At 67.0% G+C, this 14,058-nt stretch carries 14 protein-coding genes; all 14 read left to right on the forward strand.

Annotation, left to right across the window (positions count from 1 at the left end; genetic code table 11):
• Positions 1-1,299 (forward strand): hypothetical protein (locus IWX77_RS14655; protein ID WP_196845264.1); only part of this gene is annotated, 1,299 nt, incomplete at its 5' end.
• Complete coding sequence (locus IWX77_RS14660; protein WP_196845265.1) at positions 1,277-2,305, forward strand: HAD-IIA family hydrolase; 1,029 nt, start codon at positions 1,277-1,279, stop codon at positions 2,303-2,305. The genes IWX77_RS14655 and IWX77_RS14660, both read left to right, overlap by 23 nt.
• Positions 2,306-2,315: 10 nt before the next feature.
• The gene (locus IWX77_RS14665) at positions 2,316-2,504 is read left to right on the forward strand and encodes a hypothetical protein (RefSeq protein WP_196845266.1); all 189 of its coding nucleotides are present in this window, start codon (positions 2,316-2,318) and stop codon (positions 2,502-2,504) included.
• A gap of 152 nt (positions 2,505-2,656) precedes the next feature.
• Positions 2,657-3,457 carry a TlyA family RNA methyltransferase gene (locus IWX77_RS14670; protein ID WP_196845321.1) on the forward strand — a complete coding sequence of 267 codons (801 nt, stop codon included), beginning with the start codon at positions 2,657-2,659 and terminating at the stop codon, positions 3,455-3,457.
• 4 nt (positions 3,458-3,461) lie between these two features.
• Positions 3,462-4,382 (forward strand): NAD kinase, encoded by a 921-nt coding sequence (locus IWX77_RS14675; RefSeq protein WP_196845267.1) that lies wholly within the window; start codon positions 3,462-3,464, stop codon positions 4,380-4,382.
• 164 nt (positions 4,383-4,546) lie between these two features.
• Positions 4,547-6,268 (forward strand): DNA repair protein RecN, encoded by a 1,722-nt coding sequence (recN, locus tag IWX77_RS14680; RefSeq protein ID WP_196845268.1) that lies wholly within the window; start codon positions 4,547-4,549, stop codon positions 6,266-6,268.
• Positions 6,269-6,299: 31 nt separating this feature from the next.
• Positions 6,300-8,012 carry a CTP synthase gene (locus IWX77_RS14685; protein ID WP_327012230.1) on the forward strand — a complete coding sequence of 571 codons (1,713 nt, stop codon included), beginning with the start codon at positions 6,300-6,302 and terminating at the stop codon, positions 8,010-8,012.
• Positions 8,005-8,640, forward strand: a complete 636-nt coding sequence (locus IWX77_RS14690) for an NUDIX domain-containing protein (protein WP_196845270.1) — start codon at positions 8,005-8,007, stop codon at positions 8,638-8,640. The genes IWX77_RS14685 and IWX77_RS14690 overlap by 8 nt, the downstream gene beginning before the upstream one ends.
• 17 nt (positions 8,641-8,657) lie before the next feature.
• On the forward strand, positions 8,658-9,638 hold the full coding sequence (locus tag IWX77_RS14695) for a site-specific tyrosine recombinase XerD (RefSeq protein ID WP_196845271.1): 981 nt from the start codon (positions 8,658-8,660) through the stop codon (positions 9,636-9,638).
• A gap of 128 nt (positions 9,639-9,766) precedes the next feature.
• Positions 9,767-10,684, forward strand: a complete 918-nt coding sequence (locus tag IWX77_RS14700; RefSeq protein WP_196845272.1) for a ParA family protein — start codon at positions 9,767-9,769, stop codon at positions 10,682-10,684.
• Positions 10,668-11,477 (forward strand): segregation and condensation protein A, encoded by an 810-nt coding sequence (locus IWX77_RS14705; RefSeq protein ID WP_196845273.1) that lies wholly within the window; start codon positions 10,668-10,670, stop codon positions 11,475-11,477. Before IWX77_RS14700 ends, IWX77_RS14705 begins: the two co-directional genes overlap by 17 nt.
• Complete coding sequence (gene scpB / locus IWX77_RS14710; RefSeq protein ID WP_196845274.1) at positions 11,467-12,108, forward strand: SMC-Scp complex subunit ScpB; 642 nt, start codon at positions 11,467-11,469, stop codon at positions 12,106-12,108. The genes IWX77_RS14705 and scpB overlap by 11 nt, the downstream gene beginning before the upstream one ends.
• Before the next feature lie 71 nt (positions 12,109-12,179).
• Positions 12,180-12,929, forward strand: a complete 750-nt coding sequence (locus IWX77_RS14715; RefSeq protein ID WP_297412878.1) for a pseudouridine synthase — start codon at positions 12,180-12,182, stop codon at positions 12,927-12,929.
• Positions 12,930-12,973: 44 nt separating this feature from the next.
• The gene (locus tag IWX77_RS14720; protein ID WP_196845276.1) at positions 12,974-14,056 is read left to right on the forward strand and encodes a prephenate dehydrogenase; all 1,083 of its coding nucleotides are present in this window, start codon (positions 12,974-12,976) and stop codon (positions 14,054-14,056) included.
• Positions 14,057-14,058: the final 2 nt, after the last annotated feature.

Here is a 14,058-nt window from a genome sequence, read left to right on the forward strand (position 1 = left end):
CGGGGTAACTCTGACCGTCCCGCTCAGGGCGAGCGTCCGGCGTACCGGGGTAACTCGGACCGTCCGTCCGGCGGCAACGATCGTGCTCCGTACCGGGGTAACTCTGACCGTCCCGCTCAGGGCGAGCGTCCGGCGTACCGGGGTAACTCGGACCGTCCGTCCGGCGGCAACGATCGTGCTCCGTACCGCGGCAACTCGGACCATCCCGGGCAGGGCGGGGACCGCAAACCCTGGGACAAGGATGGGGCACGCCCCGAGCGCAGCAACCGGCCCAGCAGCGACCGGCCCAGCAGCGACCGGCCGCGCTCCGACAACGACAGCAAGCCGTGGACCCAGCGCGGCGGCTCGCCTAACCGTGCCGGTGCGCCGCGGGTCGATGCCGGTAAGAAACTGTGGACGCGCGACGGTGCCCCGGCTCGTAACGACCGCGATGCGCGCGTCGTCGAAGAGGAGATGACCGAAGAGCAGCGCATGCAGCGCGAGCTGCGTTCGGTGCGTCCGCGTCACGACGACCCGGAACTTCCCGACGACATTTCGGCCAACGACCTTGACCGCATTGCACGCAACGAACTCAAAACCCTGACAAAGGAGAACGCCGAAACCGTCGGACGCCACCTGGCCATGGCCGCCCGCGTCATCGACGAAAACCCGCAGCTCGCCCACCAGCACGTGATGAGCGCCGCCCGCCGGGCCGGCCGCATCGGTGTGGTGCGCGAAAGCCTCGCGATCACCGCGTACGCCACCGGTGACTTCGCCCTGGCCCTGCGCGAACTGCGCACCTACCGTCGTATTTCCGGCTCGAACGACCAGCTGCCCCTCATGGTCGACAGCGAACGTGGCGTCGGCCGCCCCGACCGTGCCCTCGAGCTCGGCCGTTCGGTCGACCGCAGCACGCTGCCCCCCGCCGTGCAGGTGGGCCTGGCCATCGCCATGTCGGGGGCACGCCTGGACCTCGGTGAAACGCATGCTGCGCTCGTCGAGCTCGAAATTCCGCAGCTCAACCCCAACACGGCCTTCTCCTACAGCCCCGAGCTGTTTGCCGCGTACGCGGAGGTGCTCACCGAACTCGGACGTGAGGGCGAAGCCGACGAGTGGCTCGAGCGGGCCTCCCGCGCCGACGCCGCCATCGGTGCCTCCGGCGACGATGACGAAACCATCGAAATCGAAGAGATGGAAGACGACGACGACGACGCCCTCGCCTACTTCGCCGCTGACGCCGGAGATGACGACACCGTATCCATCGACACCGTATCCATCGACACCGAGACGGAGCCGGATGCTGCATCGCCGAAAGCCTGAGTCGGCGACGCCGCTGGCCGGCGTTGACGTTCTGCTGGCCGATCTTGACGGTGTGGTGTATGCGGGCCAGGCGGCGATTCCCCTTGCAGTCGAGAGCCTGAACCGTGCCGCCGAGACCATTCGCGTGGGCTACATCACCAACAACGCCTCGCGCACCGATCAGTCGGTCGCCGACCACCTCACTCAGCTCGGGCTGACGGTGGAGGCAGCGGATGTTGTCACCTCCCCCCAAGCGGCCGTGCGGCTGCTGGCGGAACAGGTGGCTCCCGGCGCGAGCATCCTCGTTGTTGGTGGCGCCGGGCTCGTTGACGAGGTCGTCAAGGCCGGATTCGTGGTGACCCGCTCGGCCGACGACAAGCCGGCCGCGGTGATTCAGGGCTTCGCGCCGGAGGTCGGCTGGGTGCACCTGGCCGAGGCGGCGTTCGCGTTGAACGCCGACGGTGTGGGCATGGGAATTCCGTGGATCGCAACCAACACGGACTGGACCATCCCGGTCGCGCGCGGCATCGCACCCGGCAACGGGACGCTCGTCTCCGCCGTTCATACCGCCGTTGGCCGACTGCCGCTCGTGGCCGGCAAACCCGAAGCAGCCATCTTTTTGGAGGCCACGCGCCGTTTCAGCGCGCAAAATGCGCTCTTCATCGGTGACCGACTCGACACCGACATCCTGGGTGCCAATCGGGCCGGAATCCCCGCTGTGCTCGTGCTCACCGGCATCGACCGGGCCAAGCAGGCCCTCGCCGCCGACAAAGAGTCGAGGCCGGCATTCATTATTGAGAACCTCCAGCAGTTGCACGAGCCCTACCCGGAAACCGTGTTCTCCAAGGATGGCTCGACCGCCACGGTGAACGGCGCGAGCGTGCGCATCAACGGTAACGACGTGCAAATCGTCAAGGACGGCGACGGCGGTATCAACCTGCTGCGCGCCGCCTGCGCAGCGATCTACCGATCGGGACGGGCGATTTACGGACTCAACGTTCCGGAGCGACTCTATCTCGCGCAGTAGCCTAGACAGTGTGAACCCCGAGCCCGTCATGCCCGATCCCGTACCGGTTGATCTCGCCGCGCAACTGGCCGACATCGAGAGCCAGCCGCTCGACCAGCGCGCCAAGGCCTTCGGACAGCTGCAGGAGCGGTTGCGCGCACAGCTCGAAGACGCTGATGTCAACGTTGAAGCTGATACCGACCAGGCGGGCCAGGCATGAATGGCGCTGAGGCCCCCGCGCCGAAAAACCCACACGACCATGAAACAGACGCACCCATGCCTGAGCACCTGAACGACGCTGACCTGAACGACGCTGTCCTGAACGACGCTGTCCTGAACGACGCTGACCCGTTTGATGTCCTCCCAGAACGGATGCCCGCCTGCCGCCTCGACGCCGCCCTGGCCGATCGTGGGCTGGTTCGCTCCCGAACGGTCGCTGCCAAACTCATTGCCGACGGCCTCGTCACGGTGGACGGCGTACCGGTCGTGAAGGCCAGCACCAAAGTCTCAGCGGACGCCGTTCTTGATGTGGCTGCGACCGACCACTACGTCAGCCGGGGGGCCCACAAGCTCAACGCCGCCCTCGACGCATTCAACCTCACCGTCACCGGCCGCACGGCGCTCGACGCCGGCGCGAGCACGGGCGGTTTCAGCCAGGTACTGCTCGAACGCGGTGCCGCCCAGGTCATCGCCGCCGATGTCGGACATCGCCAGCTCGCCGCGCAACTGGAGACCGAGCCGCGGTTGAAGCTGGTCGAGGGCTACAACATCCGCTATGCGACCCCGGAAACCCTCGCCGGGGCATCTGGAATCGACACCCGACCCGACCTTGTCGTGGCCGACTTGTCGTTCATCTCGCTCACCACTGTGCTGCCAGCCCTCGTGGCCACGGCTGCGCCGGGCGCCGATTTCGTGTTGCTGATCAAACCGCAGTTCGAGGTGGGCCGTGGCGGCATTCGTGAGGGCATCGTGCACGACAGGGGACTGCGCTCCGACTCCGTGGCTGGCGTGCTCTGGGCCGGCTGGGACCTCGGCCTGAAAGTCTGCGGCGTCATCGCCTCACCCATCATCGGGGCGGCCGGAAATCACGAGTATCTGTGCTGGATGAGCGCCACGGCCGGCACAAATCCGACAGAATGGATGGACCGGATCGAAGCACTGGTGGGAGCGTGACGAGTTGAGCTACACCCCGCGGTACTTTCTCATCGTGGCCCACACCGGTCGCGCCGACTCGCTTGAGGCCGCCGCGACGGTCTGCAAGCAGCTCATCGCCAGCGGCGCTGTGCCGGTGCTCGCCGTGGACGAACGGGCCGATCTCCTCGCCTCCTCGCCCGAGCTCAACGGGCACATCGCGATTCTCGGCGAGAGCGTGTTGACCGCTGAGCTGGAACTGGTCATCGTGCTTGGCGGTGACGGCACCATTTTGCGTTCGGCGGAACTCGTGCGCGGTTGCTCGGCCCCACTGCTCGGCATCAACCTCGGCCACGTCGGATTTCTCGCCGAGAGTGAGCGCGACGACCTCGGTGAGGCCGTGCACCGCGCCCTCAAGGGGGACTACGAGGTCGAAGAACGCCTCGCCCTATCGGTCCGGGTCAAGGTGGCCGACGAGGTCGTCTACGAAACCTGGGCTCTCAACGAGGTCACCGTCGAAAAGGCCAGCCGTGAACGCATGATTGAGGTCGTCGTCGAGGTGGACGGTCGCCCGCTGTCCTCGTTCGGCTGCGACGGCGTCGTGCTGTCCACCCCGACCGGCTCGACCGCCTATTCGTTCTCGGCCGGCGGCCCGATTGTCTGGCCCGGCGTTGAAGCGCTGCTGCTGGTTCCCCTCAGCGCCCACGCCCTGTTCGCCCGGCCGCTGGTGGTCGGCCCGGAATCGTCGCTCGCCGTCGAGGTTCTTTCGCGTACCGGCGCCCGCGCCGTGCTGTGCGCCGACGGACGCCGCACCCACGATCTACCGACCGGAGCCCGCGTGATCGTGCGACGCTCCAGTGTGCCGGTGCGCCTGGCCCGCCTGCATATCGGCCCCTTCACCGACCGCCTGGTCAATAAATTCAACCTGCCCGTCACCGGCTGGCGCGGCCCGGTCGGCCGCGAGTGATCGCGCGCATCGGATGGTCGGCGCGGCCGGTCCCCAGGGATCGAGGCCGCGAGTGATCGCGCGCATCGGATGGTCGGCACGGCCAGTCCCCAGGGATCGAGGCCGCGAGTGATCGCGCGCATCGGATGGTCGGCGCGGCCGGTCCCCAGGGATCGAGGCCGCGAGTGATCGACGAACTATTCATTCGCGACCTCGGCGTCATTGCCGAGGCGACGCTACCGCTCGGCCCCGGATTCACCGCCGTCACCGGCGAAACCGGCGCCGGTAAGACCATGGTGGTCACCGCTCTCGGACTGCTGCTCGGCGATCGAGCGGATGCCGGCACCGTACGTCAGGGCCAGAAGCAGAGTTTCGTACAGGGTCGCTGGGTCATTGACCCCGCCAGCGCTGTCGCGGACCGGGTGCGTGATGCCGGGGGAGACCTCGACGGCCCCGAACTCATTCTCGGACGCTCCGTCTCAAGCGAAGGGCGCAGTCGCGCGATGGTCGGTGGCCGCGGCGCGCCCGCGAGCGTGCTCGGCGACCTGCGCAACGACCTCGTCGTCGTGCACGGTCAAAGCGACCAGGTGCGCCTGCGCTCCGCCGCCGCCCAGCGCGACGCCCTCGATCGCTTTGCCGGCTCCGACCTCGCCGCCGTGCTCGGCGACTACCAGCACGCCTTCCACCGCTGGCAGGCCAACCAGGCCGATCTTGACCGGCTCCAGACCGAACAAGACCTGCGCGCCCGCGAGGCCGACGACCTGCGCGCCGCGATTGCCGAGATTGAAACGGTCGCCCCGCAACGCGGCGAGGACGCCGAGTTGGGCGAACGCGCCGAGCGCCTCGGTAACCTTGAAGAACTGCGTCTGGCCGGCGAACAGGCCCGCCAGCTCATCTCCGCCGAAGACAATCCCGACGATCTGCCCGACGTCGTCGCCCTGCTCGAGACCGCCCGGCGCGCCCTTGACCGGGTCGCCGTCCACGATGTGGCCCTGCCACCCCTCGTCGCCGCCATTGCCAATGTCGGTTTCGTCGTCGCCGACATCGCCGCCGAACTCTCCAGCTACCTGGCCGGCCTCGACGCCGACGGCGCCCGCGAACTCGAAATCGTGCAGGAACGCCGCTCCGAACTGAGCATCCTCGCCCGCAAATATCCGGGCGGCCTCGGGGAAGCCATCGAGTTTCTCGATACCGGCCGCACGCGGCTGCTCGAACTCGACTCCGACTCGGACCGCATCGAAACGCTCACGGCCGAAGCGGATGCCGACCACAAATTGGTCACCACGCGAGCCGCCGCCCTCACCGCGTTACGCGCAGCGGCGGCCGTGCAGCTCGGTGCCCGGGTGACCGCCGAGCTCGGCGCGCTGGCGATGCCGGATGCCGTGCTCCACGTGGCGGTCGAACTCGGCCCGGAGTTCACCGTCACCGGCAGCGACCTCGTACGCCTGCTGTTGCAACCGCACGCGGGCGCCGAACCGAGAGCGTTGGCGCGCGGGGCATCCGGTGGAGAACTGTCCCGGGTGATGCTCGCCATCGAGGTCGTCATCAACGCGACCGACCCGGTGCCGACCTTCGTCTTCGACGAGATCGACGCCGGCGTCGGCGGCGCCGCCGCGATTGAAATCGGCCGACGACTCGCCCGACTCGCCGAGACCGCCCAGGTGATCGTGGTCACCCACCTCGCCCAGGTCGCCGCCTTCGCCGGCAACCACCTCAGCGTTGTCAAAGACAGCGACGGTTCCGTCACCGCGTCGAGCGTGCGCCAGCTGCGCGGTGACGACCGTGCCGCCGAAATGGCCCGCCTGCTCTCGGGTTTGCCCGACTCGAAGAGCGGCCTCGAACATGCCCGGGAACTGCTCGACCTTGCGCAGTCCTCTCCGACCGAACTTCCACCGAACAGTAAGTGACAAAATCCAAGTGATAGCATTGAAGCCCGTGGTGGAAAATATAATTGCGGACAGGTCAGACGGCCAGAACAACCCCAACGGCACGACGAAGCACATCTTCGTGACCGGGGGAGTGGTCTCCTCGCTCGGTAAGGGATTGACGGCGGCCAGCCTGGGAAACCTACTCACTGCACGCGGCCTGCGAGTCGTCATGCAGAAGCTTGACCCGTATCTCAACGTCGACCCGGGAACGATGAATCCGTTCCAACACGGAGAGGTCTTCGTGACCGACGACGGTGCAGAGACCGACCTCGACATCGGGCACTACGAACGTTTTCTCGACATCAACCTCGGCCAATCGGCCAACGTGACAACCGGGCAGATCTACTCGCAGGTCATCGCCAAGGAACGCCGCGGCGAGTACCTCGGCGACACCGTGCAGGTCATTCCGCATATCACCGACGAGATCAAGCGCCGCATGCGCTTGCAGGCGATCGCGGAGATGCGCCCCGACGTGATCATCACCGAGGTCGGCGGCACCGTCGGTGATATCGAGTCGCAGCCGTTCCTCGAGGCGGCCCGCCAGGTGCGCCACGAACTTGGCCGCGGCAACGTCTTCTTCGTGCACGTCTCGCTTGTTCCGTTCCTCGGCGCGGCCGGCGAGCAGAAGACCAAGCCCACCCAGCACTCCGTCGCCACCCTGCGTTCCATCGGAATTCAGCCCGACGCCCTCGTGCTGCGCAGCGACCGGCCCGTCTCCGAGTCCAACAAGCGCAAGATCGCGCTCATGTGCGACGTTGAAGAAGACGCCGTCGTCAACGCTGTCGATGTCGCATCGATCTACGAGATCCCCACCATGCTGCACGACCAGGGCCTCGACAAGTACATCGTCAACGCCCTCGGCCTCGAGGCCGACGTCGTCGACTGGACCGGCTGGGAGAACCTCCTCGAAGCTGTCCGTCACCCCAAGCACGCGGTCACGATTGGCCTGGTCGGCAAGTATATTGACCTGCCGGATGCCTACCTCTCGGTCACCGAGGCGCTGCGAGCCGGCGGATTCGCCAATCAGGCCAAGGTCAAAATAGTGTGGATCGGCTCCGACGATTGCGAAACCGACGAGGGAGCAGCCCGCCTGCTCGGCGAGCTCGACGGCATCTGCGTGCCCGGCGGCTTCGGAATCCGAGGCATCGAGGGCAAGCTCGGCGCCCTCAAATTCGCTCGCGAAAACGGAATTCCCGTGCTGGGCCTGTGCCTCGGCCTGCAGTGCATGGTCATCGAATACGCCCGCAACAAGGCCAACCTGCCCGGTGCCTCCTCGAGCGAGTTCGATCCGGAGACCGAATTTCCGGTCATCGCGACCATGGAAGAGCAGGTCGAGATCATTGCCGGCGGCGACCTCGGCGGTACCATGCGCCTCGGCCTCTACCCGGCCAGCCTCGCCGAAGGTTCCCTTGTCGCTGAACTGTACGGCGCCAACGAGGCTTCCGAGCGTCACCGCCACCGCTACGAGGTCAACAACGCGTTCCGCGACCAGATCGCCCTCGCCGGCCTCTGGTTCTCCGGAACCTCGCCCGACCGTCACCTGGTCGAGTACGTCGAACTCAAGCGCGACGAGCACCCGTTCTACGTCGGCACGCAGGCCCACCCGGAGTTGCGGTCACGACCGAACCACGCTCATCCGCTGTTTCGCGGTCTGATCAAAGCAGCGCTCGACCGCCAGCAGGCCAGCCGGTTGTTCGAGGTGAAAGAAGAACTCAGTGCCTGATGGCCTCCTGCAGGATGACGTACTGGCGGTCGAGTTGACCGCGAGCGACGTCGTTTACGACGGCGCCATCTGGGACGTGCGCCGCGACTCGTTCGCGTATAACGGCACGAACATCACCCGCGAGTACCTCGACCACCCCGGCGCGGTCGCTGTGCTCGCACTCGATGAACACGACCGGGTGCTGTTGATCAAGCAGTACCGGCACCCGACCGGCCTGCGTGGCTGGGAATTACCGGCCGGCCTGCTCGACGTGACCGGTGAGAATGCCGTTGTCGGTGCCCAGCGCGAGCTGGCCGAAGAAGCGGATGTTGTCGCCTCCGAGTGGGCGCTGCTCACCGAGTTCTATACCTCGCCCGGTGGCAGCAATGAGGCTATTAGGGTGTACCTCGCCCGGAGCGTCTCTGCGGTTGCTGCGTTCGACCGCACCGACGAGGAAGCCGATATCGAGTTGCGCTGGGTACCGCTCGACGAGTGCGTCGACGCCGTCATGGCGCGAAGAATCGCGAACCCGATTCTGATCGTCGGCGTTCTGTCCGCCCAGGTGGCCCGTTCACGCGGGTGGAGCACACTCGCGCCGGCGGACCTGCCGTGGCCGCGGCATTCGCTTAATCGAAACATCACGGCCTGAGAGCGCCTGGTCTGAAGATGGCGATCGCTACGGCGGTGGATTCCTATCTGCGGCACGTGGCGGTCGAACGCGGCCTCGCCGCGAACACCGTCGCCGCCTACCGTCGCGACCTCGGGCTGTACACGGCGTGGCTGGCGGCCGACCCGACCGCCGACCCGACCGCCGACCCGACCGCCGCCACGGCCGCCACGAGTGCCGCCGCCCCGCCGCGACCGATCGCCGACCTGCGGGCCGTCACCCGGCAGCACATCTCAGCGTTCGTTCAGCATCTCCGCCAGCGCCCGGAGTCGCCGCTGACAGCGGCGTCGGTCGCCCGAATACTTTCCACCGTGCGCGGATTCCACCGCTTTCTACTCGATGAGGGCCTGGTCGAAGCGGATGCCGCGCACGACACCAAACCTCCCAAGCTTGCCCTGCGCCTGCCCAAGGCGATCTCGATCGATCAGGTTACCGCCCTGCTTGCGGCGACCGACGGCGACGATGTGCAGCGCCTGCGCGACAAAGCCCTACTCGAACTGCTGTACGCGACCGGAGCGCGGGTGAGCGAGGTGGTCAATCTCAACGTCGACGACGTGCTCGTGGAGATGTTCGACTCGGTGCGCCTCACCGGCAAGGGTGATAAACAGCGCATCGTGCCGGTCGGCAGCTTTGCGCGCGCCGCCGTCTCGGACTATCTCGTGCGGGCCCGGCCGATCTTGTCGGTGCGCGGACGATCCACGCCGGCCCTGTTCCTCGGCCTGCGCGGCCAACGGGTCAGCCGGCAGAACGCCTGGCTGATCATTCGCGCCGCGGCCGAACGCGCCGGACTCACAGTGCCCGTGTCGCCGCACACCCTGCGGCACTCGTTTGCGACGCACCTGCTTTCCGGGGGCGCCGACGTGCGGGTGGTGCAGGAGCTCCTCGGCCATTCCTCGGTCGCCACCACCCAGATCTATACCCTGGTCACCGCAGACACCCTGCGCGACATGTACACACTGTCCCACCCCCGAGCCCGCTGATAGGTCCGCGCGAGCGGGTACATGGTTGCGTCAGCAGCCGTGAAGCAACAATTTTTCCGCTCTCGCGAGGGGGAGCGCGGCGATCCTTTCGGCGACCGGCCGTTCCACTCGCTACAATCGACCAAGTGATGGGTGCAGGACAAATCAAGGGCGGGCCAGTGACGCGTAAGTTGAGCGAGCGAATTTCGCTTCCCGGTTTCGACGACATACCGGTCGGTCCGACCGGACGCGAAAAACACGAGTTCGCCGAACCGGAGCCGCTCAAAAGCCACGGCCCCGCCCGCATCATCTCCCTCTGCAACCAGAAGGGTGGCGTCGGCAAGACCACAACGACCATCAACCTCGGTGCTGCCCTGGCCAGCTACGGCCGCCGGGTGCTCGCAATCGATTTCGATCCGCAGGGCGCCCTGTCGGCCGGCCTCGGGGTGCCCACGCACGACGTCACCACCATCTACGACCTGCTGCTCAACGGCAAGGTCGACCCGAAAGACGCGATTCAGCCGACCCTGGTCGAGGGACTCGACGTCATTCCGGCCAACATCGACCTCTCCGCCGCCGAGGTGCACCTGGTCAACGAGGTTGCCCGCGAGCAGATTCTGGCGCGCGTGCTGCGCAAGGTCTCGGGCGACTATGACGTCATCCTGATCGACTGCCAGCCCTCGCTCGGCATTCTCACCGTGAACGCGCTCACCGCCAGTCACGGCGTACTGATTCCGCTTGAGTGCGAATTCTTCGCCCTGCGCGGCGTTGCCCTGCTCATCGAAACCATCGACAAGGTGCGCGACCGCCTCAACCCGGCCATCGAACTCGACGGCATTCTCGCCACCATGTACGACTCCCGCACCCTGCACTCCCGCGAGGTGCTCGAGCGCGTCGTCGACGCGTTCGGACACAGTGTTCTCGAAACCGTCATCGGTCGCACCGTGAAATTTCCCGACGCGAGCGTGGCCGGGGTGCCGATCACCGACTTCGCGCCCGAGCACGCGGCCGCCAAGGCCTACCTACAGGTGGCCCGCGAACTGATCCACCGTGGCGCAGTCGCCTAGCGCGGCCGAGAAGCCCGCGTTTTCGGTCGCCCTCGGCAACTTCGAGGGCCCGTTCGACCTGCTGTTGAAACTGATCACCCGGCACGAACTCGACATCACCGAGATTTCGCTCAGCCAGGTCACCGACGAGTTCATCTCCTACCTGCGCGGCCTCGACGCCGCCGAAGAGCTCGACCAGGCCACCGAGTTTCTCGTCGTCGCTGCGACGCTCCTCGACCTCAAGGTGGCCGGACTGCTCCCGCAGGGCGAGCTCGTCGAGGCCGAAGACGTGGCCCTGCTCGAAGCCCGCGACCTGCTGTTCGCCCGTCTGCTCCAGTACCGCGCCTTCAAAGAAGCCTCGACCTGGTTCAACAGTCAGCTCGACACCGAGACCCGCCGCCACGTGCGCTCGGTGCGCCTCGAAGAGAAGTACCGTCAGAAGACCCCTGAGCTGGTCTGGACGCTCTCACTCGCCGACTTCGCCGCCGTGGCCGCCGTCGCCCTCGCACCCCGCAAGCTGCCCGTTGTGGGCCTCGACCACCTGCACGCGCCGCTCGTCAGCATTCGCGAACAGGCCGCCTACGTTGTCGCCATGCTCGAGCCGGGGGAGCCGGTCTCGTTTCGCCAGCTGATCGCCGGTGCCAACCAGAAGGGCGTCATCATCGCCCGCTTTCTTGCCGTGCTCGAGCTGTACCGCCACGGTGCCGTCTCCTTCGACCAAATCGAGCCCCTCGGCGAGCTCACCCTACGCTGGAGCACCGACTCGTGGTCCGATCAAAACCTGGCGTCACTGGGGGCCGACTATGACAATTAAGGACCAGGCCACCGACACGCGGCCACGCACCCCGAAAACGGATGCCGCAGCCGGTGAAACACCGGCCCACACCCTCGACCGGCAGCTCGAAGCCGTGCTCATGGTCGCCGACGAACCGCAGGGCCTCGTGCACCTCGCAACCGCCGTGGGGCGGCCGATCACAGAGGTGTCGGCATCCGTTGCCCGGCTCGTGGCGGATTTCAACGGCATTGCCGCGCCCGACGGTTCCCGAACCATTCGCCGCGGTTTTGAGTTGCGCGAGGTGGCCGGCGGCTGGCGCATCTACGTGCGCGCCACGCACGACGAGCTCGTGACCGACTTTGTGCTCACGCAGAATCCCAGCCGGCTCAGCCAGGCGGCCCTCGAAACCCTTGCCGTGATCGCCTACAAACAGCCGATCAGTCGCGGCCAGGTCGCGAGCATTCGCGCCGTCAACGTCGACTCCGTCGTGCGTACCCTGCTCGGTCGCGGCCTCGTGACCGAGGCGTTCACCGACAGTGACACCGGCGCGATCAACTACGCCACCACAGACTTGCTGCTCACCCAGCTCGGAATCAACTCGCTCGACGAGTTACCCCACCTCTCGCCGTTGCTCGACGGCGGCACCGATGGATTCGAGGATCTACTGTGACCAATTACGACAATTTTCCCCCGGACGCCGCTCGCGACCCCAACTTCAATCCCGAGGCCGCGGCCGACGGCGTGCGCCTGCAGAAGGTGCTCGCCTCGGCCGGCGTCGCCAGCCGTCGTGTCTCCGAAGACCTCATCACCTCCGGGCGCGTGCGCGTGAACGGCAAAGTCGTCACCGAGCTCGGCCGCCGTGTGCACCCCGAAACCGACCAGGTCGCCGTCGACAACGTGGCCGTGCAGCTCGACACCACCCGCCGCTACCTCATGCTCAACAAGCCGGTCGGCGTCGTCTCCTCGATGCAGGACGAAAGCGGACGCCCCGACCTGCGCGAATTCACGGACCAGTTCGATGAACGCCTGTTCAACGTGGGCCGCCTCGACGCCCAGACCAGCGGCCTGCTCATCCTCACCAACGACGGTGACCTCGCGCACGTGCTCGCCCACCCCTCCTTCGGCGTCTCGAAGACCTATATCGCCAAGGTCGAGGGCCGAGTCTCGCCGCAGACCATTGGCCAGCTGCAGAGCGGCATCGAACTCGACGATGGCCCCATCCACGCCGACAAGGCGCGCGTCCTCACGAGCCCTCCCGGCGGCGGCTCCAGCATGGTCGAGCTCACCCTGCATTCCGGTCGCAACCGCATCGTACGACGGATGCTCGACGCCGTCGGTCATCCCGTGGTCGACCTCGTGCGTCGCCAGTTCGGACCGTTGAACCTCGGCACCCTGCAGCAGGGCGCCGTGCGTGAACTGACCCGCGAAGAACTGGGCCAGCTGCTCACCGTGTCCCGCCAGGCGCCGAGTGCGCGGCCCGACGCCAACTAACGTACCAGCGACACCGATCAATGACTGAGACCAGGGACTGAACCATGGCTGAAAGCCGCCTCGTCGGCCCGGTGCGTATCGTCGGCGTCGGCCTACTCGGAACCAGCGTGGGCCTCGGCCTGCGCCATCGCCAGATCGAGACGATCCTCGCTGACGCCTCACCGACCAACCTGCGCATCGCCATCGACTATGGCGCCGGCCGCGCCGCCCGGCCCGGCGACCTGCCGCAGCTCATCGTGGTGTGCGTGCCGCCCGACGTCACCGCCGAGATCGTTGCCAGAGAACTCGAGACCTACCCGGGCGCGATCGTGACGGATGTAGCGAGCGTCAAGCTCGCCCCGCTCGCCGAACTGCGGGAGCGTGGAGCCGATATCAGCCGCTACATTGGGTCGCACCCGCTCGCCGGTCGGGAGAAGGGCGGCCCGCTGTCCGGCCGCGCCGACCTGTTTATCGGCCGCCCGTGGGTGGTGGCCGCGCACGACGCAATCAGCTATCAGCAGGCCGGTGCGATCGATGATCTCATTCTCGACCTCGGCGCCATCCTGGTCGAGATGACCCCCGAGGAACATGATCTCGGCGTCGCGCTCGTCTCGCACGTGCCGCAGGTAATCTCCACCCTGATGGCCCTCCGCCTCACCGGGGCCGCGCATTCCTCGCTCAACCTCGCCGGTCAGGGCCTGCGCGACGTGACGCGCGTCGCGGCCAGCGACCCCGACCTGTGGGTGCAGATTCTTGGTGCCAATGCGGGCCCGGTGCGCGATGTGCTGCTGGCCTTCCGCGACGACCTCGACCGGTTCATCGACGCCCTCGAAGACCCGGCTGCGCCCGGAGCGCAGCGTAAGGTCGCCGAAGAACTCGCCGGCGGCAACGCCGGGGTGGCCCGCCTGCCCGGCAAACACGGGCAGGACCGCCGGTTCGCCTCGATGGTCGTCATGGTCAACGACGAGCCAGGCCAAATCGCGGCGCTACTCAATGACATCGGCGCGCTCGGCGTTAACCTCGAGGACTTACGCTTGGAACACTCGCCGGGCGCCCAGATCGGCCTCGCCGAAATCTCTGTACTGCCCGAGGCCGTCACGCGCCTCACCGAAGAGCTGGCCGCCCGCGGCTGGCGGATTGCTGGTTAGCC

Source organism: Cryobacterium sp. CAN_C2, from assembly GCF_015751745.1.
Taxonomy (GTDB): Bacteria; Actinomycetota; Actinomycetes; order Actinomycetales; family Microbacteriaceae; genus Cryobacterium.